We start from the raw sequence: 21,943 nt of genomic DNA, 5'->3' as shown, positions 1-21,943 counted from the left end.
CCCCCCCCCCCCCCCCCCCCCCCCCCCCCCCGCGACTCTGTCCAGACCATGGCCGCTTCTCCTGATGACCCGATGATCCTGGTCGGCCGCGTGGCCGGCGGCTTCGGCGTGCGCGGCGAGGTGCGGATTTCGACCTATACCGAAGACCCGATGAGCATCGCGGCCTTCAAGGCGCTGAAGCGACAGGACGGCTCGCCCGCCCTGACCATCGCCTCGGCCCGCAAGACCAAGGACGGCGTCGTCTGCCGCTGCCCTGGCGTCGAGACCAAGGAAGCCGCCGACGCCCTGCGCGGCCTGCGTCTCTACGTCCCCCGCTCGGCCCTGCCGACCCCGGACGAGGACGAGTTCTACCTGACCGACCTGGTGGGCCTGACGGTCCGCCACATCGCCACCGACGTGCTGCTGGGCCGCGTGAAGAGCGTCCAGAACTTCGGGGCTGGCGACATCCTCGAGATCACGCCCGACCTGGGCGGTCCGACTTGGTACCTGCCGTTCACGCGGGCGGCCGTGCCCGAGGTCAAGATCGGCGAAGGCCTGATCCTGGCCGATCCGCCCGCCCTGGTGGGCGAACAGGAAGGCCCCGACAAGGAAGGTCAGGGCGAAGACGAAGAACTGGGCGACCGGGACTGAACTTCCTAAGAGGGACCTTGGCGATGTCGGACGGAAAATGGCGGGTCACCGCCTCGCGCCACATCCACAAGGACCGCTGGATCAGCCTGCGCGCCGATGACTGCGTGACCGACGAGGGCGCGGTGGTCGCGCCCTACTATGTCCTGGAATATCGTGACTGGGTCGAACTGGTGGCCCTCGATGCGGACAACAATGTCCTGCTCGTGAAGCAGTACCGCCACGGCCTGGGCGACATCTCCACCGAACTTCCGGCGGGCGGCATGGACCCAGGCGAGACCGATCCCGTCGCCGCGGCCGGGCGTGAGCTGCTGGAAGAGACGGGTTGCGCCGGGATCCTCAGCCTGGTCGGCGAAAGCTGGCCCAACGCCGGCACGCACACCAATCGGACGCACATCGTCCTGGCGCGCGATGTGGTCCGCGTGGCCGCGCCGAAGGACGATCCGGGCGAACGCATCGAGGCGCTGTGGGTGTCGGCCGCCGAGGCCATCCGCATGGCCTTGGCCGGCGAGCTCACGGTCGGCATGCAGACCAGCGCCCTGCTGCGGGGCCTGGCGGCCGCCGGCGTGGCGCGGATCGAACTCGCCTAGCGCTTACTTCCGCACCCGCATCAGGCATTCCTGGGCGACCGAGGCGACCAGCTTGCCGTCGTGGCTGAACATCTGGCCGCGCACCAAGCCACGGCCCTGCGAGGCGCTGGGGCTGTCCTGGGCGAATAGGGTCCAGTCGTTGAAGTCGAACGGGTGGTGGAACCACATGGCGTGGTCCAGGCTGGCGGCCTGGATGCCCGGCGTCGTCCAGATCAGGCCGTGCGGGCGCAGGGCGCTTTCCATGAATGCCATGTCCGAGGCGTAGGCCAGGGCGGCCTGCTGCATCTTGATGTCGTCGCCCAGCGGGGCCTTGGCCCGCATCCAGACTTCCTTGGCGCCCGGCTTCTTCACCGGGGCGACCGGGTTCTGGATATCGACCCAGCGGATGTCGACCGGGTTCGGCCGCTCGGCTTGGGCGATGATCTTCGGATGGATCGGCGGAACCATGGCCTTGAAGGCCTCGGCCACGGTCGGCAGGCTCTCGGGATCGGGCGCGGCCGGCATGTCCGACTGGTGCTCGAAGCCCTCTTCCGGCGTCTGGAACGAGGCGGCTAGGTTGAAAATCTGCTCGCCGTGCTGGATGGCGGCGACGCGGCGGGTCGTGAAGGTGCCGCCGTCGCGGGCCCGCTCGACCTCGTAGAGTACCGGGGCGGTGACGTCGCCCGGGCGGATGAAATAGGCGTGCAGCGAGTGGCAGATCCGGTCCGGCACGGTCTTGTAGGCCGCCAACAAGGCCTGGGCGATGACCAGGCCGCCGAAGATGCGCGGGAAGCCGTCGTTCGGGCTGACGCCTCGGAACAGGTTCACCTCGATCGGCTCGAGGTCGAGGATGTCGGCGAGGTTCTCGGTCGTCTGCATGGCGCAGTGCGATAAGCCTCGTTTTGCTGCATCGCAAGACGTCACCTTGCGTCAGGCGAACCGGGTCCCCATCGTGGGACGATGCGCCGCAGCCCGCCCGTCATCCACCACCCCGCCTTCCGCGCCGAGATGCCGGCGGGGCACCGCTTCCCGATGGACAAGTTCTCGCGTCTCGCCTCGTTGCTGGAGGCGCAAGGCGTTCCGGGTCCGGACGGGTTCGTCAGGCCCGAGTTCATCGACGTCGAGACCCTGCGGCTGGCCCACACCGAGGACTATGTCCGCGGCGTGATCGAGCTTTCGCTGCCGGCCGAGGTGGTGCGGCGGATCGGCATGCCCAATACCGACAGCGTCGCCACGCGGGCCAGGGCGGCGACCGGTGGCACCTTGCTGGCGGCGCGACTGGCTCTGGAGCACGGGATCGCCTGTAACACGGCCGGCGGCAGCCATCACGCCTCGGCCGAGAGCGGGGCGGGGTTCTGCGTGTTCAACGATGTGGCGGTGGCGGCCAAGCGGCTGTTGGCCGAGGGCGCGATCGGCCAGGCCCTGGTCGTCGATCTCGACGTCCACCAGGGCGACGGCACGGCGCGGATTTTCGAGGGCGATCCCAGCGTCTTCACGCTGTCGATGCATGCCGAGAAGAACTTCCCGCATCGCAAGGCTGTCAGCGATCTCGACGTCGAGCTGGCCGACGGGACCGGGGACGAGGCCTATTTGGAAAAGCTGGGGGAGATCCTGCCGGCGCTGCTGCGCAGCGTCCGGCCGGACATCGTCTTCTTCAATGCGGGAGTCGATCCGCACGCGGACGACAAGCTGGGCCGCCTGTCGCTGACCGACGAGGGTCTGGAGCGACGGGAAGCCTATGTCCTGGGCGCTTGTCTTTCGTCTGAGATCCCCGTGGTCGGGGTCATCGGCGGTGGCTACGACGCGGATATCGATCGTCTGGCGGGCCGCCACGCCATCCTGCATCGGACGGCGAAATCTCTTTATTCTTAAGCGTTTAGTTCGGTCGTTCTGTCGCCATCTCCGTCGAGGCGGCCCAGCTGGGCGGCCCGACGGAGGTTACGCGGCGATCACTTAGAAGCTCGTGGCGAGCGAACCGGCGATGACGACGAGCGGCAGAACGGCCAGAACGAGCGAGGCGAAACCGGCGACGGCGTTGGTCTTCATGGTCATGGTCTTGATCCCTGTTTTTGTTGTCCGGCGCCCGTTGGCGTCCGGTGATCAGGGATATAGGCGCTGACTCTCGTTAATGCACGTTACTCATGCTTCATGACGCCGTTTTAAGAAACTTTGTCGCACCAAAGCCGCATTACAGAGGATTAATGTGGTCGCCAAATTTAGTTTCTTGGGAAACATTATCCTTTGAGACGATCGTTCCGGACCCTGACGATTAATCATCACTGGGCGCGACGAGGAAGAGTCCCCGCATCGTCGCGATGGGTGCCGAGCGTGTCTCTTGCCAGGCCTCGACGTGGACATTGGCGATGCGGCGGCCCAGCTTCTTGATGCTGGCGCGGGCATAGGTGGTCAGCGGCCGGCCCGAGCGCAGATACTCGATCGAAACGTCGATGGTGCGCGGCTGGCGTTTCATCGGCGCGGCCACGGACAGCTGGGCGAGAGCCGTCATCTCCATGAACGCCCCCAGCACTCCGCCGTGGATGGCCGGCAGCATCGGATTGCCGACGATGTGGTGGGCGAACGGCAGGATGGCGGTCATCTCGTCGCCGGCCAGCTCGGCCTTGATCCCCAGGAAGCGGGCATAGGGGATGGAGTCCAGCATCGAGACCAGACGGGTGTCGACTTCGCTCATTGGCCGGCGCTCCCGGTCTTGGCCCGCGTCTCGCGTGGCGGCTTGAGGTTGGCGCCGGGTTTCTTGCCGGCGCTCGAGTCCAGCATGAAGGTCGCCTGGGCGGTGGCGACGGGGTCCTCCGGATCGCGGTCGTAGGCGACGGCGCGGACGAAGGCGACCGAGCGGGTCAGCTTGTAGCAGTGGGCCCTCGCCATGACGTCCAGGCCCGGCTCGGCGGCGCGCATGTAGTCGATGCGCAGGTCCAGGGTGGCGATCGAGGTGAAGGTCTCCATCGCCGCGTGCACGGCCTGGCCGCTGGCGTGGTCCAGCAGGGTGGTGACCACCCCGCCGGCGATGACCCCCGTCTCGGGATCACCGATGATCTCGGGCCGGTAGGGGACCTTCAGGATCGCGACCGCGTCGCCGATCTCCAGGGTGGTGAAGCCCAGGGCCTTGGCCTGCGGGCTGCCCTCGTTCATCGCCGTGGCGATGAGTTTCGTCTGCTCGTGATCGCTCATGTGGATAGGCTTAGCGCTTCCCGCGTTGTCATATCCAGCCGTGATCAAGCCCGAAGACCTTCTCTGTCCCCGGCCGGACGGCCTCTACTGCCCGCCGGGAGACTTCTTTATCGACCCTGTCCGCCCCGTGGACCGGGCCGTGATCACCCATGGCCATGCCGACCATGCCCGCGCCGGGCACGGGACGGTGGCCGCCACGCCCGAGACCCTGGCGATCATGGCGACCCGGTATGGCGAGGACTTCACCGAGCGTCGCCAGGCCGCGCCCTACGGCGAGAGTTTCTCTCACAACGGCGTCGAAGTGACCCTGGTCCCGGCCGGCCACGTGCTAGGCTCGGCCCAGGCGGTGGTGCGCTGGAAGGGCCTGACCATGGTGGTCTCCGGCGACTACAAGCGTCGCTGCGACCCGACCTGCGCGCGGTTCGAGCCCGTGCCGTGCGACGTCTTCATCACCGAGGCGACCTTCGGCCTGCCGGTCTTCCGCCATCCCGACGACGCCGGCGAGATCAGGAGCCTGCTGGCTTCGGTCGAGCAGTTCCCCGAGCGTTGCCACATCGTCGGGGCCTATGCGCTGGGCAAGGCGCAGCGGGTGATCAAGCTGCTGCGCGAGGGCGGCTGGGACAAGCCGATCTTCGTGCATGGGGCGCTGGAGCGGCTGAACGCCCTGTACGAAGCCCACGGTGTCGAACTGGGCCCGTTGGCCCCGGCGACCTCGTCCGGCCCAAAGGTGGCCTTCGCCGGCCAGATCATCATTGCCCCGCCTAGCGCCATCGCCAACAGCTGGTCGCGGCGGTTTCCGGACCCGGTCGATTGCTTCGCCTCGGGCTGGATGCGAGTGCGAGCGCGGGCGAGGCAGCGGGGTGTCGAGCTGCCGTTGATCCTCTCCGACCATGCCGACTGGGATGAGTTGACGGGGACGTTGAGCGAGCTCCGACCCGGCGAGGTCTGGATCACCCACGGACGGGAAGAGGCGCTCGAGCGCTGGTGCGAACTGGAAGGTTTGCCGGCTCGCGCGCTGCGGTTGGTCGGCTACGACGAGGAAGAGGGCGAGTAGCTCCCATCTAGCCCCTCTTCCTAAAGGAGAGGATTTTCACCCACGTACCGGGCTCGGGGTCTTATCAGCCGCCCCGTCTGGAGCTGCTCGATCGCGTGAGCGGCCCAGCCCGCGCTCCGCGCCGTCGCGAACAGGATGAACGGCGCGTCAGCGGGCAGTTTCAGCATCCGCGCCAGGGTCACCAAGGCGAAGTCGATGTTCGGCAACAGCCCCGTCGCGGCTTCGGTCGCCGTGCGCAACTCGGCCAGCAGAGGCGGGGCCTCGAAGGCCGCCAGCAGCGCCGCCGCGCGGGGATCGCCATCGGGATAGAGCGGGTGGTCAAAGCCCGGCATCGATGCGCCGCGCGCGAGCCGCGCCGAAACGGCATGAGCGGCGTCGCGCCGCTCGGCTTCCTCGACAAAGGCCTCGACCCGCGCGGCCATGCCGCCGTGTAGCGGTCCCGACAAAGCCGACAGCCCGGCGAGGCAGGCCGCCGACAGCGACGCGCCGGTCGAGGCCGCCACCCGCGCCGCGAAGGTCGAGGCGTTCAACTCATGATCGGCCAGCAGCACCAGGGTGCGGCGGACGAGATCGGCGCCGACGGCGTCCAGGCCCCAGGCGGCGGCGAAGCGAGCGTGGGCAGGGCCTTCGCCGGCTTGGCCCGTGGCGGCGTCGACCACGGCCTCCAGCAGGTCGGCGGCTTCCATGGCCAGGGCGAGCGGCGCGCGGCCTCGGGCCGGCGGTTCGCGACCGGCGCGGGCGGCCAGGGTGAGGAACAGTCGCGCTCGCGCGCTGTCGGCGGGCGGCGGCTCCGGCCGGCGGGACGACTTCAGCGCCGCGCCGTGGCCGCCGCGCAGCAGCCGGCCGACGTTTTCCAGGGTCAGGCCCTGCTCGGCCAATTCGACCGCGTCGCGACCTCGGTACCAGAGTCTCCCGCCGGCGACCGTGGTGATGGCCGAGGGCAGCACCGGCTCGCCCCAGGCGATGGCCTCGGCGGCGACGTCGGCGGCGCGGCGGCCGCGCGCCTTCTTCTGGGCCAGGGCGGCGACGTCCGAGGCGCGGTAGAGGCTTCGGCGCGGGTCGTGTGGATGGGCGGCGGCCTCGATCCGGCCCCGGCTGACATAGGCATAGAGGGTCTGCGGCCGTATCCCCAGCCGTTCCAGAACCTGATCCGCGTCCAGCCAATCCGCCATATAGATTGATTATATTGATCAAGATTGACGATCAAGCGCGGCCGGCGCTTTTCGACATTACGAAAGGAGACCGCACATGTCTGATGGTCTTGAGGGCGTCATCGCCGCCCGCACCGTTCTGTCCGATGTCGACGGGGCCAAGGGTCGCCTGGTGATCCGGGGCTACGCCGTCGAGGATCTGTCGGGTCGCACCCGCTATGAGGAGGCCGCGCACCTGCTGTTCGACGGCTTCTTCGAGGACGCGCCGTCGGATCTCGCGCCAGCCCTGGGCGAGGCTCGCGTCCGCGCCTTTGCCGAGGTCGCCGCCCTGGACGAGGGCCTGGCCCGTCGCGACCCGGTCGAGGCCATGCGCGCTCTGCTGGCTCGCCTGCCGGACGGCGACGACCTGCCGACCGCCCTGTTGCTGATCGCCGCCCCGGCCGTCTTCACCCCCGCCGTGCTGCGGGTGGCCAAGGGCGAAAGCCCCGTGGCGCCTGACCCGGCCCTGTCGCACGCCGCCGACATCCTGCGGATGACGCGTGGGATGCCCGCCACCGACGCCGAGGCCGCCGCCCTGGACGCCTACCTCGTCACGGTCTGCGACCACGGCCTGAACGCTTCGACCTTCGCCGCCCGGGTGGTGGCCTCGACCCGCGCGGGCCTGACCTCGGCGGTGCTGGCGGGGTTGTCGGCCCTGAAAGGCCCGCTGCATGGCGGCGCGCCCGGTCCGGTGATCGAGATGCTGGACGAGATCGGCACGCCCGAGAACGCCCGCCCCTGGCTGGAGAAGGCCCTGGCGCGCGGCGACCGGCTGATGGGCTTCGGGCATCGTATCTACCGTGTCCGTGACCCGCGCGCCGACGCCCTGAAGGCGGCCGTGCGCAAGCTGTCGGCGGCCTCGCCCAGCCTGCCGGGCCGCGTCGCCTTCGCCGAGGCCGTCGAGCAGGCGGCCCTGGAAATCCTGCGCGAGCACAAGCCCGACCGGCCGCTGGACACCAATGTCGAGTTCTACACGGCGCTGCTGCTGGAGGCCCTGGGCCTGCCGCCGTCCAGCTTCACCTGCGTCTTCGCCATGGGCCGCGTCGCCGGCTGGCTGGCCCATGCGCGGGAGCAACTGGCCGGCGGCCGCCTGATCCGGCCGCAGTCGGTCTATGTCGGGCCGGAGGCTCGCGCAGCGGCTTAGCCAACTGCGGCGGTGTGCGGTAGATAGGGCTCATGTCCCTGTCCGCCGCCGCCGATCCGAAAGCCACGCGCAACGTCGCGCTGCTGTCCGTGGCGACGGCGACCGTCCTGATCATCGTCAAGGCGATCGCCTGGCGGGCCAGCGACAGTGTGGCGATCCTGGCCTCGCTGTCGGACTCGGCGCTAGACTTGGTCGCCTCGCTGATCACCCTGCTGGCGGTGCGCTACGCGGCCGAGCCGCCGGACGCCGAGCACCGCTTCGGTCACGGCAAGGCCGAGGCCTTCTCCAGCCTGATGCAGGGCGGCCTGGTCTTCGCCTCCGGGGCGCTGATCGGGCGCGAGGCGTTCCAGGCCTTCCTCCATCCGCGTCCGGTCGAGCACGGCCTGGCCGGCGTGATCGTGATGATCGTCTCCATCGTCCTGACCCTGGGCCTGATCACGGCCCAGAGCCGGGTACTGAAGGCCAGCGGCTCGATCGCCATCGCCGGAGACCGGGCGCACTACGCCGCCGATCTCGGTTCGAACGCCGTGGCGCTGGTCGGGGTGGCGGCGGCGTCGTGGCTGGGCCTGTCCTGGGTCGATGCAGCGGCGGGCCTGGTCGTGGCGCTGTGGCTGATCTGGGGGGCGGTCGGCGTGTTCCGCGACGCCTCGAACCAGCTGCTGGACCATGAGCTGCCCGAGGGGGACCGCGCCAAGATCCTGGCCCTGGCCACCGCCGACCCCCGTATCCTGGGCGTCCACCAGCTGCGGACTAGGGCCTCGGGGCCTTACGTCCACATCCAAATGCACGCCGATCTCGACGCGGACATCGCCCTGGCCGAGGCCCACACGATCATGGTCGAGGCCGAGAACCGCCTGCTGGAAGCCTTCCCGGCGGCCGATATCCTGATCCACCCGGACCCGCGCGGTAAGGCCGAGCCGCACGGCGGCCTCTTCGCCCAGCCTGTCGAGGGTTGAGTTCCCAGAGCGTGTGAGAGTACGGAAGCCGTATGAACGACGCCCTCTCGCACCTTCCCCGCGCCTTCGCCGGCAAGACCGTGCTGGTCCTCGGCGACGTGATGCTGGACCGCTTCATCTATGGCGCGGTCGACCGCATCTCGCCCGAGGCGCCGGTGCCGGTGATCGCGGTCGAGAAGGAGACCGCCATGCTGGGCGGGGCGGGCAATGTCGCCCGTAACGTCGCCGCCCTTGGGGCCAAGGCGGTACTGATCGGCCTGGTCGGCCAGGACGACGCCGGCGCGGCCCTGCGCGGCATGATCGACGCCGAGCCGGGCCTGGAAGCCGAGCTGGTCGTCGACGCCCACCGCCGCACGACCGAGAAGGTCCGTTACATCTCCGGCTCCCACCAGATGCTGCGCGTTGACCGTGAGGATCGCGGCCCCGGCGACGCCGCCACGCTGCTGTCCGCCTTCAAGGCGCACCTGGCCGCCGCCGATGTCGTGGTGCTGTCCGACTACGCCAAGGGCGTGCTGACGGTCGAGGTCGTGCGCGGGGCGATCGACGCGGCCCGCGCCGCCGGCAAGCCGGTGATCGTCGATCCCAAGAGCCGCGACTTCGCCCGTTATGACGGCGCGACCCTGATCAAGCCCAACCGCAAGGAGGCCGCCGAGGCCACCGGCGTCACCGACAATACCGACGAAGCCTCGGAAGACGCCGGCGCGGCGATCCTGGCCATGGCCCCGGGCCTGGACGCGGCCCTGATCACCCGTGGCGGGGCCGGCATGACCCTGTCGGTGCGCGGCGAGGCGCCGGTGCATCTGCCGGCCACCGCCATCGAGGTGTTCGACGTCTCGGGGGCCGGCGACACCGTTGCCGCGACGTTGGCTCTCGCCGTAGCGGCCGGCGCGAGCCTGGTGGACGCCGCCCACCTGGCCAACCTGGCCGGCGGGCTGGTGGTGGCCAAGCTGGGCACCGACGTTGTCACCGCCGCCGAGCTGACGGCCGTCGCGGTCTCGGCCCAGGGCGAGCCCGGCGAGATCAAGATCGCCGATCGCGAACAGGCCAAGGCGATCGTCGAAGGCTGGCGGGCGCGCGGCCTGAAGGTCGGCTTCACCAACGGGTGCTTCGACCTCCTGCACCCCGGCCACCTCTCGCTGCTCAGCCAGGCCAAGGCCGCCTGCGACCGGCTGATTGTCGGCCTCAACACCGACGTCTCGGTCTCCAAGCTGAAGGGCCCGACCCGTCCGGTGCAGAAGGAAACCGGCCGCGCCACGGTGCTGGCCTCGCTGTCGTCGGTCGACCTGGTGGTGCTGTTCGGCGAGGACACGCCCTTGGAACTGATCAAGGCCTTCCGCCCCGACGTGCTGGTCAAGGGCGCCGACTACACGGTCGAGACGGTGGTCGGGTCCGACATCGTGCTCGGCTATGGCGGCAAGGTTGTCTTGGCCGAACTCAAGCAAGGCCAGAGCACCACGAACCTGATTGCTCGGATGAACAGCTGATCGCGAGCGCGTCAGGCGAAGTGTGAGCGGTTCGCCGCCCGGACGCGCGACATAAGTGTGTAAAGCGCCGTACAAAGGCCTGCTTTTCCTGGGTAAACCCCGTTCGGCAATCTCTTGTTAAGCAAAACGGCGCATCGCTCTTTCGATGCAGCCTGAGCGCACCTGGGCATGAGCGTCGAACGCACCCTTCACCATTTCCCGCTGGATCCCGCCTCGCGACAGGTGCGTCTGGCGCTGGGCGAGAAGCGGCTGCCGTTCCTCGAGGTGCAGGTCCGCTACTGGGAGATGCCGCAGGAGTTCACCTCGCTGAACCCGTCGGGCATGCCGCCGGTGCTGGTCGAGACCCGCAACCAGCGCAACCTCGTCGTCTGCGAAACCCGGGCCATCCTCGAGCATATCGAGGAGACCGAGAGCGAACCGGCCTTGCTGGGCCGCGACGCCAGCGAACGCGCCGAGGCCCGCCGCCTGATGCAGTGGTTCGACCGCAAGTTCGACAACGAGGTCAACGGCTTCCTCCTGCACGAGAAGATGGAGAAGCGTCTGCTGCGGATGGGCGCGCCGGACCTGGCCGCCCTGCGCCAGGGCCGCGAAGCCTTGAAGGCGCATCTGGGCTATATCGACGGCCTGCTGCAGACCCGCGACTGGCTGGCCGGTCGCCGCATGAGCCTGGCCGACTTCGCCGCCGCCGCGCACCTGTCGGTGATCGACTATTTCGGCGACGTGCCCTGGAAGGACTTCCAGACGGCCAAGACCTGGTACATGAAGCTGAAGTCGAGGCCGGCCTTCCGTCCGATCCTGGCCGACCGCTGGCCCGGCCTCGCGCCGGCCGCGCACTATGACGACCTCGACTTCTGAGCTTTCTCCCGAAGCGATCAAGGCTGAGATCCGCGCCGAGGCCCTGAAGCTGGGGTTCTCGACCTGCGGCTTCGCCGACGCGGCGGCGGCCTGGCCCAACGGCGAGTGGCTGAAGGCCTTCGTCCAGGCCGAGCGCCACGGTGACATGGGCTGGATGGAAGAGACGCTGGAGCGGCGCTCGCACCCCACGGCGATGTGGACCGAGGCCAAGTCGGCGGTGGTGCTGGGCGTCAACTACGGCCCCGACATCGATCCGTTGGAGCAACTGGCGCGCGGCGACCATGCGGCGATCTCGGTCTACGCCCAGGGCGACGACTATCACGACGTCATCAAGAAGCGCCTGAAGCTGCTGGCCGGCTGGATGCACCGCCGGTTCGGAAACGACGTGAAGGTGTTCGTCGACACCGCGCCCTTGATGGAAAAGCCGCTGGCCCAGCGCGCCGGCCTGGGCTGGCAGGGCAAGCACACCAACCTGGTCTCGCGCCAGTTCGGCTCGTGGCTGTTCCTGGGCAGCGTGCTGACCACGCTGGACCTGCCGCCCGATGACGCCGAGGTCGATCACTGCGGCCGCTGCAGCGCCTGTCTGGACATCTGCCCGACGCAGGCCTTTCCCGCCCCGCGACAGCTGGATGCGCGGCGGTGCATCTCGTACCTGACCATCGAGCTGGCCGGCCCGATCCCGGCCGAGTTCCGGCCGGCGCTGGGCAACCGGATCTATGGCTGCGACGACTGCCTGGCGGTCTGTCCGTGGAACAAGTTCGCGTCGCTCTCTAGCGAGGCCAAGCTGCAGGCGCGCCAGGAGCTGCGCCAGCCGGCGTTGGCGGAACTGGCCGTGCTGGACGACGCGGAATTCCGGGCGCTGTTCTCGAAGAACCCGATCAAGCGGATCGGCCGCGATCGCTTCGTGCGCAACGTGCTCTACGCGATCGGCAATAGCGGCGATGCAGGCCTGATGGCGGTGGTCGAGCCGCTGCTGGCCGACCCCGCGCCGGTGGTGCGCGGCGCGGCCGTCTGGGCCGCGCGGCGACTGGCCGGGGAGGACGCCTCGGCGCTGAAGCGCGCCGAGGACGATCCCGAGGTCCTGGCCGAGTGGGGCATCTAGATGCTCCCCCGCGCTGCGGGGGAGCTGTCACGGAGTGACTGAGGGGGCTAATGCGGCCTTGGCCGAGCTGGCCCCCTCCGGCCCTCTGGGCCACCTCCCCCGCAGCGCGGGGGAGGATCTTTACTTCAGCAGCTCTTCGATCGCCGTGCGGGCGGCGGCGCCCAGCTCCGGATTGGCCAGGGCCAGGGCGACATTGGCCCGCAGCAGGCCGATCTTGTCGCCGCAGTCATAGGTGACGCCTTCGTATTCCAGGGCGTGGAAGTCTTGGGCTTTCAACAGCTTCAGCATCGAGTCCGTCAGCTGGATCTCGTTGCCGGCGCCCTTCTCCTGGCTGGCCAGCAGATCGAAGATCTCCGGCTGCAGGATGTAGCGGCCGCTGATGAACAGGTTCGAGGGCTCGGTGCCTTTCGGCGGCTTCTCGACCATGCCGGTCATGCGGTTCAGGCGGCCGTCCTGGCCGTCCAACGCGACGATGCCGTACTGGTGGGCCTGGCCCTCGGGGCAGGGCTCGACCACGACGATGTTGCCGCCGACCTGGTCATAGGCCTCGATAGCCTGGGCCATGGCCGACTTCTGGGCGTGCATGACCATGTCGGGCAGCATGACGGCGAAGGGCTCGTCGCCGATGATGTCGCGGGCGCACCACACCGCGTGACCCAGGCCCAGCGGGGCCATCTGGCGTACGAAGCTCATCTCGCCGGGCTTGGGCAGCTCCGACAGCAGTTCGTCGAGCAGGGCGGTCTTGCCCTTGGCGGCCAGGGCGGCTTCCAGCTCGACCTGGTGGTCGAAATAGTCCTCGATCGCGCCCTTGTTGCGGCCGGTGACGAAGACGAAGTGCTCGATGCCCGCCGCGCGGCCCTCGGCGATGATGTACGACAGGATCGGCCGGTCGACGACGTTCAGCAGTTCCTTCGGAGTGGTCTTGGTGCCGGGCAGCACGCGGGTGCCAAAGCCTGCGACGGGAAGGACGGCTTTACGAACGGGTTTCATGAGTAACTCGTCTTGCTGTTCGGGACGCCGTTTCTAGAAGGGCTCGCGATTGAAAGCCACCGCTGTTCTGTGAAATCTCAGGCAAGTCCCGATGATGTTTGTACGGAGATGGATTTCCGAGCGGTCCGTGTTAGCTGGGTGATCTGATCGTTCGAGGTTCTTCCCATGCATCGCCGCGCCGTCTTCGCCACCCTCGCCGCCGCCGGCCTCGTCCTGGCCGCCTGCGGACCCAGCAAGAAGGCGCAGGAGAACCTGACCGCCGCCGACGCCTTCATGGCCAAGAACGCCAAGGAGCCGGGCGTCGTCACCCTGCCGCAGGGTCTGCAGTACAAGGTGGTGCGCGACGGTCCTCAGGGCGGCCTGCATCCGACCCAGGCCGACGAGGTCAAGGTCCACTACGAAGGCAAGCTGCTGGATGGCACGGTGTTCGATAGCAGCTACGAACGCGGCGTGCCGGCGGTGTTCCCGCTGGACGGCCTGGTGCCGGCCTGGGTCATCGCCCTGCAGCGCATGAAGGCCGGCGACGAGTGGATCCTCTACGTGCCGCCGGCCCTGGGCTATGGCGCGCAGGACAAGGGCCCGATCCCGGCCAACAGCGTGATGATCTTCCGCATCGAGCTGCTGGGCGTGAACCGCCTGGGCCCGGGCAAGCCGAAGGAATAAATCTGCTCCCCTTCCGGGGGAGCTGTCGGCGAAGCCGACTGAGGGGGCATCGCCGGCCTCTGCCGAGCTGCCCCCTCCGGCCCTTCGGGCCACCTCCCCCAAAGGGGGAGGAGATTTCAGATCACACCACCCGCGGCGGATAACCCTTTTCGCGCAGGGCGTTCATGACGTCCTGGGTGTGCTGGGCGTCGCGGGTCTCGATGGTGATGTCGAACTCCGCGCCCTTGGCTGGGACGTCCAGGGCCAGGCGGTTGTGGTTGACCTCGATGATGTTGGCGCCCATCGCGCCGATCTCGTGGGCCACGGTCGACAGCAGGCCCGGACGGTCGTCGCCGATGATCCGCAAGGATATCAGGCGCTGGGCGCGGACCAGTTCGCGGGTCAGCACCGAGGCCAGCAGGCGGGTGTCGATATTGCCGCCGCACAGGATCAGGCCGCACTTCTTGCCCCGGAAGCGTTCCGGATAGGCCAGCAGCGCCGCCAGGGAGGCCGCGCCGGCGCCCTCGGCGATGGTCTTCTCGACATTGCAGTAAAGCGCCACGGCCTGCTCGATGTGCGGCTCTTCCAGCAGCAGCACGTCGTCGATCAGCGGACGGGTGACGCCGTAGGTCAGGTCGCCGACCTGCTTGACCGCCACGCCCTCGGCAATGGTCTGGCCGCCGCAATGGGCCGCGACGCCGCGCATCTTGGCGGTGAAGGACGGGTACATGGCCGGCTCGCAGCCGATGATGTGGATGTCGCTTTTCAGCGCCTTGGCCGCCGTGGCCACGCCGCTGATCAGGCCGCCGCCGCCGATCGGCACGGGCAGCATCTCCAGGTCAGGCACATCTTCCAGCATCTCGAGGGCGATCGTGCCCTGGCCGGCCATGATGTCGTAGTCGTCGAACGGGTGGACGAAGGTCAGGCCCTGTTCTTCGCGCAGCTTGCGCGCATGGGCGTTGGCGTCGTCATAGGTCTCGCCCTCGATGATCACCGTCGCGCCGAAGTCGCGGGTGTGCTGCACCTTCACGAAGGGCGTGGTCTTGGGCATGACGATGGTGACGGGCACGCCGAGGCGCGCGCCGTGATAGGCCAGGCCCTGGGCATGGTTGCCGGCGCTGGCGGCGATGACGCCCTTGGCCTTCTCGGCCTCCGAGAGCAGCATCAGCTTGTTCAGCGCGCCGCGCTCCTTGTAGGCGGCGGTGAACTGCAGGTTCTCGAACTTCACCCAGACTTCCGCGCCGGTGATCTTCGACAGCGTCTTGGAGTGGCGGCACGGCGTGCGCTCGATCTGACCCTTCAGGCGGCCGGCGGCGGCTTGGATGGCGGCGAGGTCGAGGGTCATAGGCGCTCCAGCACGAGAACTCGCCGGGGCTCTAACACGGCCGCACCGTCCGGGCACACCCCTTTAGGGCGCGACCTCCAGCAGGTTTTCTATCGCCGCCCAAGCTTCGGGTTCGGTCAGCATCGGCGCGTGGCCGACGCCGGGGACCTCGGCATAGGCCATATGCGGCGCGGCGGCCTGCATGCGCTCGGCGATGGCGGGGTCGATCAGGTCGGAAATACCGCCGCGCACCAGCAGCAACGGGCGATCCTTCGCCAGGGCCCGGAACAGCGGATACATGTCCGGCGGAGCCAGCGCCGCGCCGCCTTCGGCCTGGCTCTTGGCGGCGGCTTCGGCGGCGGCCTTGATCGGGGCCGAGATGTCCGGGTCGTAGGCCAGGACGAACGCGCCGTCGGCTTCGTCGAACAGCCGGCGGGCGAAGACGTCCCAGTCTTGCGCGCCATACGCCGGGAAGGCGGCCGCGTTGATCGCCTTGGCGTAGGCCACGGCGTCGTCCCAGGTCTCGAACCGGCTGGCCATACCGGTATAACCAGCGATGCGGGCCAGGCCGACGGGCGAGAGCTCGGGGCCGACATCGTTGAGCACGGCGGCGGCGATCGCCTGGGGCATGATCGAGGTCAGCACCAAGGTGATCAGTCCGCCCATGCTGGTGCCGACGAACACCGCCTTGTCGATGCCGGCCGCCTGGAGCAGCGACACGACGTCGGCGGCGTAGGTCCCCGGATGGTAGTTCATCGGGTTCGGATCGCGGGCCGACAGGCCTCGCCCGCGCACGTCGACCGCCAGCACCCGGCGGCCCGTGGCGGCGATGCGCGGCGCCAGGTCCTCGAAGTCGCGGGCGTTGCGGGTCAGGCCATGGATGCAGATCACCGGCAGCTTCCCGGTCTCGCTCGTTGGCGCATAGTCCCGCGCGTGCAGCGGCAGGCCTTCGTGCGAGGTCCAGAAGAAGTCGGTGAACAGGGTCATCATCGGGCCTCGTCGGTGAACGGCGGGTCGCCAGGGCGCGCGGGCGTGGTAAGCAGCACTCCGTACCGCGATTTGAGAGCCCACCGGCCACCGATGCCGCCTGACACGATGGAAGACAAGAGCAAGCCCGGCCCTGCGATCACCGTCGTGATCGTCTCGTACCAGAGCGGTTCGACCCTGCAGCCGTGCCTGGACCAGCTGGCGGCCCAGACCTTCCGCGACTTCGAGACGATCCTGATCGACAACGCTTCGACCGACGGCGCCCCGCAGGCGGCGGCCAAGGCCCATCCGTGGGTCGATTTCGTCGAGGCGGGCGCGAACCTAGGCTTCGCGGCCGGCAACAACTTCGCGGCCCGCCGCGCCAAGGGGCGCTGGCTGGTCCTGCTCAATCCCGACGCCTATGCCGAGCCCGAATGGCTGGCCGAGCTGATGGCCGGCGCCGCGCGCCACCCGACCGTGAAGAGCTTCGCCTCGCTGCAGCTGTCGGCCGACGAGCCCGGGCTGCTGGACGGGGCCGGCGACAACGTCACGAGCGCGGGCATACCATTCCGCGGCGGGTATCGCCGGCGCGAACCGGCGGTAATACCCGAGGGCGAGGTGTTCTCGGCCTGCGGCGCGGCCATGCTGATCGACCGCGAGCTGTTCCTCGAGGTTGGCGGCTTCGACGAGCGCTACTTCTGCTACTGCGAGGACGTCGACCTGGGCTATCGCCTGCGGGTCTACGGCCAGCCGACCCTGCTGTTGCCGAAAGCCAGGGTCGCCCACGTGGGCTCGGCCAGCACCGGCGTGCGGTCGGACTTCGCCATCTTCCACGGCTCGCGCAACCGCCTCTGGACTTTCTTCAAGAACACGCCCGGCTGGCTGTTCCCGGTCACCTTGCCGCTGCACGTGGCGGTGACGGGGGGTCTGCTGCTGCTGCACTGGCGGCGCGGCGACGTCGGTTCGGCCATCCGGGGCATCAGGGCGGCGCTGAAGCGCGAGGACCTGGATCAGGTGTTCGCCGACCGCCGCGCCATCCAGGCCAAGCGCAAGGCCTCGATCGGCGCGATCCTGCGGGTGATGTCGGTCGACCCGGCGGCGTTCGTCGGCCGCCGGTTCATCATCCGGAAATGGAAAGGTCCTCGATCAAGCGCCGCATGAAGGCCGCGCCGCGCTGCATCTGGCTGATCTCGACATATTCGTCGGGCTGGTGGGCCTGGTCGATCGAGCCGGGGCCGCAGATCACCGTCGAGAAGCCCGCGCCCTGGAACTGCCCGGCCTCGGCGGCATAGGGCACGACCCGGGCCGGGCCGTTGTCGCCGGCCATACGGCGCGCGAAAGCCTCGGCGACGCCGTCCTCCTCGGGCGCGAAGGCGGGGGTCAGCGAGCGCCGCTCGACCTTGACGCCGCCTTCGGGGGCCTTGGTCTTGATCTCTGCGTCCATGGCTTCAACGGCGGCGAAGAAGTCGGCCAGGATCGCCATCGGCTCCAGATTGGCCGGAGTGCGCAGGTCGAACAGGAACTTGCACTCGCGGGCCAGGATGTTCCCGGCCGTGCCGCCGTGGACCATGCCGACCGTCAGGGTCGCGCCCTTGGGCGTGAATGGCGAGTTCGGATCGGCCTCGCGTTCGAGCTTTTCGGCCAGCGCCACCAGCATCGCCATCAGCTTGATCGCGACCGTATTGGCCGAGATGCCCAGATGGGTGAGGCTGGAATGGGCTTCGCGGCCGGTGACTGTGACCGAGAAGGTGGCGATGCCCTTGTGGCCGCACACGGCGACCATGTCGGTGGGCTCGCCGACGATCACGAGGGCCGGGCGGGGCAGGTCGCTGGCGATGACCTCGATCATGTCCGGCGCGCCGAGGCAGCCGACCTCCTCGTCATAGGAGAAGGCGAGGTGGACGGGCTTGCTCAGCGTCGCCTTGGCCAGGTCCGGCGCGGCGGCCAGGGCCAGCGCCAGGAAGCCCTTCATGTCGCAGGTCCCCCGGCCGTAGAGCCGCCCGTCGCGCTCGGTCAGCACCCACGGATCGCTGGACCACGGCTGGCCATCGACCGGCACCACGTCGGTATGGCCGGAGAGGACGACCCCGCCCTCGACCGCCGGGCCGAGGGTGGCCATCAGGTTCGACTTGGTCCCGTCGGCGTTCGGCACTCGGCGGGTCGGCACGTTCAGATCGGCCAGATAGGCCTCGACCCACTGGATCAGCTCCAGGTTCGAGCGGCGCGAGGTGGTGTCGAACGCCACCAGCGTACGCAGGATGTCGACGGCGAGTTCAGACAAGACTTCGGAGGAGGAAACCATGATCAGAGCCTAGACCCGTTCTCCCCGCGCCGCCTACCCACGCGCAGCAAGATCGCGGTCACGGGCGTTGTTGCCCCTAAAGCCCGCAGGAGACGCCCGTGATCGACCTCTACACCTGGACCACGCCGAACGGCCGCAAAGCCTCGATCATGCTGGAGGAGGTCGGCCTGCCGTATCGGGTCAATCCGGTGAACATCGGCAAGGACGAGCAGTTCGACCCGCACTTCCTGGCCATCTCGCCCAACAACAAGATTCCGGCCATCGTCGATCACGACGCCCAATGCGTCCATGGGGGCGGTCCGCAGAAGGTGTTCGAGAGCGGCGCGATCCTGGTCTATCTGGCCGAGAAGACCAGCCAGCTTCTGGCGCCGAGCGGCCCTGAACGCTGGGCGGCGTTGGAATGGACCTTCTGGCAGGTCGGCGGTCTCGGGCCGATGGCCGGCCAGTACAACTATTTCGCCGTCCGCGCCGAGGAGAAGGCGCCGCTGGCCATCAACCGCTTCGGCGACGAGGTCGTGCGCCTGTTGGGCGTCATGGACCGGCGGCTGAACGACCATCCCTGGCTGGCCGGCGAGCACTATTCGATCGCCGACATCGCCAGCTACGCCTGGACCAAGGCCATCCTGGCGGCCCTGGCCAAGGCCGAGCCGGATCGCGAACCAGGCGTGCCGGCCGTCGAGGCCTGGGTGCAGGCCGTGGGCGACCGCCCGGCCGTCCAGCGGGGCATGGCCGTGCCGCAGGTTTAGGAAAACTCCAGTCGTCCGGGGAAAATCGGCCTCGCCTCTGGCGTTCAGCCGCTTTTCTTCGGCGATACAGTTCTCTAGAGGGAGCGGACCATGATCCTGACCCTCTCCTGCCCCGACCAGCGCGGCATCGTCGCCAAGGTCTCCGCCTTCCTGTTCGAGCGCGGCTGCAACATCCTCGACGCCCAGCAGTTCGACGACCAGGAGACCGGTCAGTTCTTCATGCGCGTGGTGTTCGACGCCGATGGCGCCGACCGCGCCGAGTTGCGTGACGCTTTCGGGGCCCTGGCCGACGGCTTCAAGATGAAGTGGACCCTGCGCGACCGCGCCGAGCGCTATCGCGTGCTGCTGCTGGCCAGCAAGTTCGACCACTGCCTGGCCGACCTCGTCTATCGCTGGCGGATCGGCGAGCTGCCGATGGATATCGTCGGCGTGGTCTCCAACCACCCGGCCGAAACCTACGAGCATATCGACCTGTCGGGCCTGGCCTTCCACCACATGCCGGTGACCAAGGAGACCAAGTTCGAGCAGGAAGCCGATCTCTGGAAGCTGATCCAGGAGACCAAGACCGACATCGTCGTGCTGGCCCGCTACATGCAGGTTCTGTCGGACGGCCTGTCGGCCAAGCTGCAGGGCCGCTGCATCAACATCCACCACTCGTTCCTGCCGGGCTTCAAGGGCGCCAAGCCGTACCACCAGGCCCACGCGCGGGGCGTGAAGCTGATCGGCGCCAGCGCCCACTACGTGACCGGCGACCTCGACGAGGGTCCGATCATCGAGCAGGACGTCGAGCGCATCAGCCACCGCGATACGCCCGAAGACCTGGTCCGCAAGGGTCGCGACATCGAGCGCCGCGTCCTGGCCCGCGCCCTGCGCTATCGCCTGGAGGACCGCGTGCTGCTGAACGGCCGCAAGACGGTGGTGTTCACCGACTGATCTACGACCACGACACGCTGGAAAAGCGTCTCGCCGTCAGCGACAGTCCAACGTTGTCATAAGAAGCGTTGGGGAGGCCGCACGTGTCCAAGAAGATCATCCTCGCCGCCATCGCGGCGACGCTGCTGGCCGTTCCGGCCGCGCCGGCCTTCGCGCGGGCGACTCCGGCCGCTGAGGCCGCCGCTCCCGTCAAGATCGAGCCTCTTAAGATAAACGGGGCCCGGATCGACGCGGCCCTGAAGGCCATGGTCGACAGCGGCCGCGCCGTCGGCGTCTCGGCCCTGGTCTGGCAGGACGGCCAGGAGCGCTATTTCGGAACCGCCGGCATGGCCGACCGGGAGGCCGGCAAGCCGATGCGCCGCGACACGCTGGTGCAGATCTTCTCGATGACCAAGCCGGTCACCGGCGTGGCGCTGATGCAGCTGTGGGAGCAGGGCAAGTTCGGGCTCGACGACCCACTGTCGCGCTACCTGCCCGAATTCGCCGACATGAAGGTGATGGACGCGCAAGGCGCCGTCGTCCCGCCCAACCGCCCGATCCTGATCCGCGACGTCCTGCGCCACACGGCCGGCTTCTCGTACGGCGGGCGCGGCCTGCCGGCCGACAAGGTGTTCGCCACCGTCGATCCGCTGAACCTGAAGAACGACCTGGCCGAGTTCAGTCGCCGCCTGGCGACCGTGCCGCTGCTCTACCAGCCCGGCGAGCAGTGGAGCTACAGCGCCGCCGTCGATGTCCAGGCCCGCCTGGTCGAGGTGCTCAGCGGCCAGCCCTACGAGGCCTACGCCAAGGCCCACATCCTCGATCCGCTGGGCATGAAGCAGACCGGCTGGACCCAGCCCGAGGCCGCCTTCGCGCGCCTGGCCGCCACCTACAACAAGGGCGCGGACGGCAAGCTGGCCCGCCAGGACGACGCCGAGACCCGCAAGCTGAACTTCGACCCGTCGCGCCGCCTGACCATGGGCGGGGCGGGCCTGGTCGCGCCGATCGACGACTACGCCCGGTTCTCGCGGATGCTGCTGGGCGGCGGCACGCTGGACGGGGTCCAGATTCTCAAGCCCTCGACCGTGAAGCTTATGGCGACCGATCACCTGGACGCCCGCGTCACCGAAAAGTGGTGGCTGCCCAGCAAGGGCTCGGTGGGCTTCGGTTTCGACTTCGCGGTCCGCAAGAGCCAGCCCAAGACGCCTGAGGAAAACCGCGGCGCGACCGGCGAGTTCTTCTGGGACGGCCGCGAGACGACGCTGTTCTGGGTCGATCCAGCCAACAAGCTGACGGCGGTCTTTTTCGTCCAGACCTTCCCGTTCGAGGCCAGCCTGCATCGCGACATCCGGGCGGCGGTGTACGGTCCGAACTACCTCGGCCCCAAGGGCGACTAGGGCTTGGGCTGATCGGCCAGGTCCTGGATCTTCGACGCACAGCCCCGCAGGGTCTCGCCGTCGATCCAGACCTCGGCCGAATAGCCGTAGCGGCGGTGCGAGATGCCGTCCGAGCAGTCGCCGGGCGTCAGGCGCAGGACGAGCCGCTGCTTGTCCGCCGTCCCGTCCCAGACGCCCTGGTCGCCATCGGCCCGCACGCCGGGATTGGCGGTCGCGACGGCCGCCAGGTCCGGACGGGCCAGGGTCATGCTGGCGGCGCGGACCTTGAGGGTCCAGAACGGCTCGGTCCCGACCGCGTCGAAGTCGCCGCTGTAGTCCGGCCCCACTATCACCGGCGCATCGGCCGGCGGCGGGACGTTCTCGTTCGAGCCCAGCGGCGCGTCGCAGGCGGCCAACAGGGCTGTGGCCAATAAGCCTGTTGAAAGGAGGGCGATCAGGACGGCGGCGCGCATGTCTTTGGCTATCCCGGCGAGGCCCGGTGAGGCTAGACTCGCCGT

24 protein-coding genes are annotated in these 21,943 nt (G+C 68.8%); 14 read left to right on the top strand and 10 right to left on the bottom strand.

From position 1 onward, the window contains the following. Nucleotides 1–48: 48 nt before the first annotated feature. Both rimM and AC07YH_RS10860 read left to right on the top strand, forming a co-directional pair. Nucleotides 49–630, top strand: coding sequence for a ribosome maturation factor RimM (gene rimM / locus AC07YH_RS10865; RefSeq protein WP_494747005.1), 582 nt, complete (start codon nt 49–51; stop codon nt 628–630). 23 nt (nt 631–653) lie between these two features. Further along, entirely contained in the window at nt 654–1,217 is a 564-nt protein-coding gene (locus AC07YH_RS10860) for an NUDIX hydrolase (protein ID WP_494747004.1), read from the top strand. A gap of 3 nt (nt 1,218–1,220) precedes the next feature. Here the strand turns inward: AC07YH_RS10860 and AC07YH_RS10855 are convergent, their stop codons facing one another. Further along, the gene (locus AC07YH_RS10855; protein WP_494747003.1) at nt 1,221–2,075 is read right to left on the bottom strand and encodes an acyl-CoA thioesterase; all 855 of its coding nucleotides are present in this window, start codon (nt 2,073–2,075) and stop codon (nt 1,221–1,223) included. 81 nt (nt 2,076–2,156) lie between these two features. Between AC07YH_RS10855 and AC07YH_RS10850 the strand changes: the two genes are divergently transcribed. Beyond that, a complete protein-coding gene (locus AC07YH_RS10850; protein ID WP_494747002.1) occupies nt 2,157–3,068 on the top strand; it encodes a histone deacetylase family protein in 912 nt (303 codons plus the stop codon). Nucleotides 3,069–3,149: 81 nt separating this feature from the next. Here AC07YH_RS10850 and AC07YH_RS10845 read toward each other — a convergent pair whose 3' ends face one another. The 3 genes from AC07YH_RS10845 to AC07YH_RS10835 form a co-directional block, all read right to left on the bottom strand. Further along, entirely contained in the window at nt 3,150–3,248 is a 99-nt protein-coding gene (locus AC07YH_RS10845) for a hypothetical protein (protein ID WP_494747001.1), read from the bottom strand. Between the two features lie 217 nt (nt 3,249–3,465). Continuing rightward, a complete protein-coding gene (locus AC07YH_RS10840; protein WP_494620202.1) occupies nt 3,466–3,885 on the bottom strand; it encodes a PaaI family thioesterase in 420 nt (139 codons plus the stop codon). Continuing rightward, on the bottom strand, nt 3,882–4,382 hold the full coding sequence (locus AC07YH_RS10835; RefSeq protein WP_494747000.1) for a PaaI family thioesterase: 501 nt from the start codon (nt 4,380–4,382) through the stop codon (nt 3,882–3,884). Before AC07YH_RS10835 ends, AC07YH_RS10840 begins: the two co-directional genes overlap by 4 nt. A 25-nt stretch (nt 4,383–4,407) precedes the next feature. Here AC07YH_RS10835 and AC07YH_RS10830 point away from each other — a divergent pair, with 25 nt between their 5' ends. Beyond that, the gene (locus tag AC07YH_RS10830; protein ID WP_494746999.1) at nt 4,408–5,436 is read left to right on the top strand and encodes a ligase-associated DNA damage response exonuclease; all 1,029 of its coding nucleotides are present in this window, start codon (nt 4,408–4,410) and stop codon (nt 5,434–5,436) included. Nucleotides 5,437–5,456: 20 nt separating this feature from the next. Here the strand turns inward: AC07YH_RS10830 and AC07YH_RS10825 are convergent, their stop codons facing one another. Next, nucleotides 5,457–6,608 (bottom strand): citrate/2-methylcitrate synthase, encoded by a 1,152-nt coding sequence (locus AC07YH_RS10825; RefSeq protein WP_494746998.1) that lies wholly within the window; start codon nt 6,606–6,608, stop codon nt 5,457–5,459. Nucleotides 6,609–6,684: 76 nt separating this feature from the next. Between AC07YH_RS10825 and AC07YH_RS10820 the strand changes: the two genes are divergently transcribed. The 5 genes from AC07YH_RS10820 (at nt 6,685) to queG (ending at nt 12,167) form a co-directional block, all read left to right on the top strand. After that, a complete protein-coding gene (locus AC07YH_RS10820) occupies nt 6,685–7,770 on the top strand; it encodes a citrate synthase/methylcitrate synthase (protein ID WP_494746997.1) in 1,086 nt (361 codons plus the stop codon). Nucleotides 7,771–7,802: 32 nt separating this feature from the next. Then, nucleotides 7,803–8,726, top strand: coding sequence for a cation diffusion facilitator family transporter (locus AC07YH_RS10815; RefSeq protein ID WP_494746996.1), 924 nt, complete (start codon nt 7,803–7,805; stop codon nt 8,724–8,726). A gap of 32 nt (nt 8,727–8,758) precedes the next feature. Next, the gene (rfaE1, locus tag AC07YH_RS10810; RefSeq protein ID WP_494746995.1) at nt 8,759–10,210 is read left to right on the top strand and encodes a D-glycero-beta-D-manno-heptose-7-phosphate kinase; all 1,452 of its coding nucleotides are present in this window, start codon (nt 8,759–8,761) and stop codon (nt 10,208–10,210) included. Nucleotides 10,211–10,378: 168 nt separating this feature from the next. Further along, entirely contained in the window at nt 10,379–11,065 is a 687-nt protein-coding gene (gene fzlA / locus AC07YH_RS10805; protein WP_494746994.1) for an FtsZ-binding protein FzlA, read from the top strand. Further along, nucleotides 11,046–12,167, top strand: a complete 1,122-nt coding sequence (queG, locus tag AC07YH_RS10800; protein ID WP_494746993.1) for a tRNA epoxyqueuosine(34) reductase QueG — start codon at nt 11,046–11,048, stop codon at nt 12,165–12,167. The genes fzlA and queG overlap by 20 nt, the downstream gene beginning before the upstream one ends. Before the next feature lie 120 nt (nt 12,168–12,287). Here queG and AC07YH_RS10795 read toward each other — a convergent pair whose 3' ends face one another. Continuing rightward, the gene (locus AC07YH_RS10795; RefSeq protein ID WP_494746992.1) at nt 12,288–13,157 is read right to left on the bottom strand and encodes a UTP--glucose-1-phosphate uridylyltransferase; all 870 of its coding nucleotides are present in this window, start codon (nt 13,155–13,157) and stop codon (nt 12,288–12,290) included. A 165-nt stretch (nt 13,158–13,322) separates the two neighbouring features. On the opposite strand from AC07YH_RS10795, the gene bamJ reads away from it, so the two are divergent. Next, nucleotides 13,323–13,820 (top strand): BamJ family beta-barrel-assembly machinery protein, encoded by a 498-nt coding sequence (gene bamJ / locus AC07YH_RS10790; RefSeq protein WP_494746991.1) that lies wholly within the window; start codon nt 13,323–13,325, stop codon nt 13,818–13,820. Nucleotides 13,821–13,941: 121 nt separating this feature from the next. Here the strand turns inward: bamJ and AC07YH_RS10785 are convergent, their stop codons facing one another. Both AC07YH_RS10785 and AC07YH_RS10780 read right to left on the bottom strand, forming a co-directional pair. Beyond that, on the bottom strand, nt 13,942–15,144 hold the full coding sequence (locus tag AC07YH_RS10785; protein ID WP_494746990.1) for a threonine ammonia-lyase: 1,203 nt from the start codon (nt 15,142–15,144) through the stop codon (nt 13,942–13,944). A gap of 63 nt (nt 15,145–15,207) precedes the next feature. After that, nucleotides 15,208–16,110, bottom strand: a complete 903-nt coding sequence (locus AC07YH_RS10780) for an alpha/beta fold hydrolase (RefSeq protein WP_494747103.1) — start codon at nt 16,108–16,110, stop codon at nt 15,208–15,210. A 93-nt stretch (nt 16,111–16,203) separates the two neighbouring features. Here AC07YH_RS10780 and AC07YH_RS10775 point away from each other — a divergent pair, with 93 nt between their 5' ends. After that, nucleotides 16,204–17,250, top strand: a complete 1,047-nt coding sequence (locus AC07YH_RS10775) for a glycosyltransferase family 2 protein (RefSeq protein ID WP_494746989.1) — start codon at nt 16,204–16,206, stop codon at nt 17,248–17,250. Here the strand turns inward: AC07YH_RS10775 and argE are convergent. Continuing rightward, complete coding sequence (gene argE, locus AC07YH_RS10770; protein ID WP_494746988.1) at nt 17,210–18,391, bottom strand: acetylornithine deacetylase; 1,182 nt, start codon at nt 18,389–18,391, stop codon at nt 17,210–17,212. The genes AC07YH_RS10775 and argE overlap by 41 nt on opposite strands. Before the next feature lie 98 nt (nt 18,392–18,489). Between argE and AC07YH_RS10765 the strand changes: the two genes are divergently transcribed. The 3 genes from AC07YH_RS10765 (at nt 18,490) to AC07YH_RS10755 (ending at nt 21,446) form a co-directional block, all read left to right on the top strand. Then, nucleotides 18,490–19,137, top strand: coding sequence for a glutathione S-transferase N-terminal domain-containing protein (locus AC07YH_RS10765; RefSeq protein WP_494746987.1), 648 nt, complete (start codon nt 18,490–18,492; stop codon nt 19,135–19,137). Between the two features lie 90 nt (nt 19,138–19,227). Then, nucleotides 19,228–20,070 (top strand): formyltetrahydrofolate deformylase, encoded by an 843-nt coding sequence (gene purU / locus AC07YH_RS10760; protein ID WP_494746986.1) that lies wholly within the window; start codon nt 19,228–19,230, stop codon nt 20,068–20,070. Between the two features lie 83 nt (nt 20,071–20,153). Then, nucleotides 20,154–21,446, top strand: a complete 1,293-nt coding sequence (locus AC07YH_RS10755) for a serine hydrolase domain-containing protein (RefSeq protein ID WP_494746985.1) — start codon at nt 20,154–20,156, stop codon at nt 21,444–21,446. Here AC07YH_RS10755 and AC07YH_RS10750 read toward each other — a convergent pair. Further along, nucleotides 21,443–21,898 carry a COG3650 family protein gene (locus tag AC07YH_RS10750; RefSeq protein ID WP_494746984.1) on the bottom strand — a complete coding sequence of 152 codons (456 nt, stop codon included), beginning with the start codon at nt 21,896–21,898 and terminating at the stop codon, nt 21,443–21,445. The two genes, AC07YH_RS10755 and AC07YH_RS10750, sit on opposite strands and share 4 nt — an antisense overlap. Nucleotides 21,899–21,943 lie beyond the last annotated feature (45 nt).

This window comes from Caulobacter sp. GW456-12-1-14-TSB4, assembly GCF_059424195.1.
Note: the sequence above shows the minus strand (reverse complement) of the source record. Positions and strands in the feature narration are given on the sequence as shown.

What these genes read in the sequence shown, in the direction of transcription:
- AC07YH_RS10785 (WP_494746990.1), bottom strand. Translation starts at nt 15,144, where the DNA reads ATGACCCTCGACCTCGCCGCCATCCAAGCCGCCGCCGGCCGCCTGAAG.
- AC07YH_RS10815 (WP_494746996.1), top strand. Translation starts at nt 7,803, where the DNA reads ATGTCCCTGTCCGCCGCCGCCGATCCGAAAGCCACGCGCAACGTCGCG.
- AC07YH_RS10855 (WP_494747003.1), bottom strand. Translation starts at nt 2,075, where the DNA reads ATGCAGACGACCGAGAACCTCGCCGACATCCTCGACCTCGAGCCGATC.
- argE (WP_494746988.1), bottom strand. Translation starts at nt 18,391, where the DNA reads ATGGTTTCCTCCTCCGAAGTCTTGTCTGAACTCGCCGTCGACATCCTG.
- AC07YH_RS10850 (WP_494747002.1), top strand. Translation starts at nt 2,157, where the DNA reads ATGCGCCGCAGCCCGCCCGTCATCCACCACCCCGCCTTCCGCGCCGAG.
- AC07YH_RS10845 (WP_494747001.1), bottom strand. Translation starts at nt 3,248, where the DNA reads ATGACCATGAAGACCAACGCCGTCGCCGGTTTCGCCTCGCTCGTTCTG.
- fzlA (WP_494746994.1), top strand. Translation starts at nt 10,379, where the DNA reads ATGAGCGTCGAACGCACCCTTCACCATTTCCCGCTGGATCCCGCCTCG.
- queG (WP_494746993.1), top strand. Translation starts at nt 11,046, where the DNA reads ATGACGACCTCGACTTCTGAGCTTTCTCCCGAAGCGATCAAGGCTGAG.
- rfaE1 (WP_494746995.1), top strand. Translation starts at nt 8,759, where the DNA reads ATGAACGACGCCCTCTCGCACCTTCCCCGCGCCTTCGCCGGCAAGACC.
- rimM (WP_494747005.1), top strand. Translation starts at nt 49, where the DNA reads ATGGCCGCTTCTCCTGATGACCCGATGATCCTGGTCGGCCGCGTGGCC.
- AC07YH_RS10825 (WP_494746998.1), bottom strand. Translation starts at nt 6,608, where the DNA reads ATGGCGGATTGGCTGGACGCGGATCAGGTTCTGGAACGGCTGGGGATA.
- purU (WP_494746986.1), top strand. Translation starts at nt 19,228, where the DNA reads ATGATCCTGACCCTCTCCTGCCCCGACCAGCGCGGCATCGTCGCCAAG.
- AC07YH_RS10840 (WP_494620202.1), bottom strand. Translation starts at nt 3,885, where the DNA reads ATGAGCGAAGTCGACACCCGTCTGGTCTCGATGCTGGACTCCATCCCC.
- AC07YH_RS10775 (WP_494746989.1), top strand. Translation starts at nt 16,204, where the DNA reads ATGCCGCCTGACACGATGGAAGACAAGAGCAAGCCCGGCCCTGCGATC.
- AC07YH_RS10820 (WP_494746997.1), top strand. Translation starts at nt 6,685, where the DNA reads ATGTCTGATGGTCTTGAGGGCGTCATCGCCGCCCGCACCGTTCTGTCC.
- AC07YH_RS10835 (WP_494747000.1), bottom strand. Translation starts at nt 4,382, where the DNA reads ATGAGCGATCACGAGCAGACGAAACTCATCGCCACGGCGATGAACGAG.
- bamJ (WP_494746991.1), top strand. Translation starts at nt 13,323, where the DNA reads ATGCATCGCCGCGCCGTCTTCGCCACCCTCGCCGCCGCCGGCCTCGTC.
- AC07YH_RS10860 (WP_494747004.1), top strand. Translation starts at nt 654, where the DNA reads ATGTCGGACGGAAAATGGCGGGTCACCGCCTCGCGCCACATCCACAAG.
- AC07YH_RS10795 (WP_494746992.1), bottom strand. Translation starts at nt 13,157, where the DNA reads ATGAAACCCGTTCGTAAAGCCGTCCTTCCCGTCGCAGGCTTTGGCACC.
- AC07YH_RS10750 (WP_494746984.1), bottom strand. Translation starts at nt 21,898, where the DNA reads ATGCGCGCCGCCGTCCTGATCGCCCTCCTTTCAACAGGCTTATTGGCC.
- AC07YH_RS10780 (WP_494747103.1), bottom strand. Translation starts at nt 16,110, where the DNA reads ATGACCCTGTTCACCGACTTCTTCTGGACCTCGCACGAAGGCCTGCCG.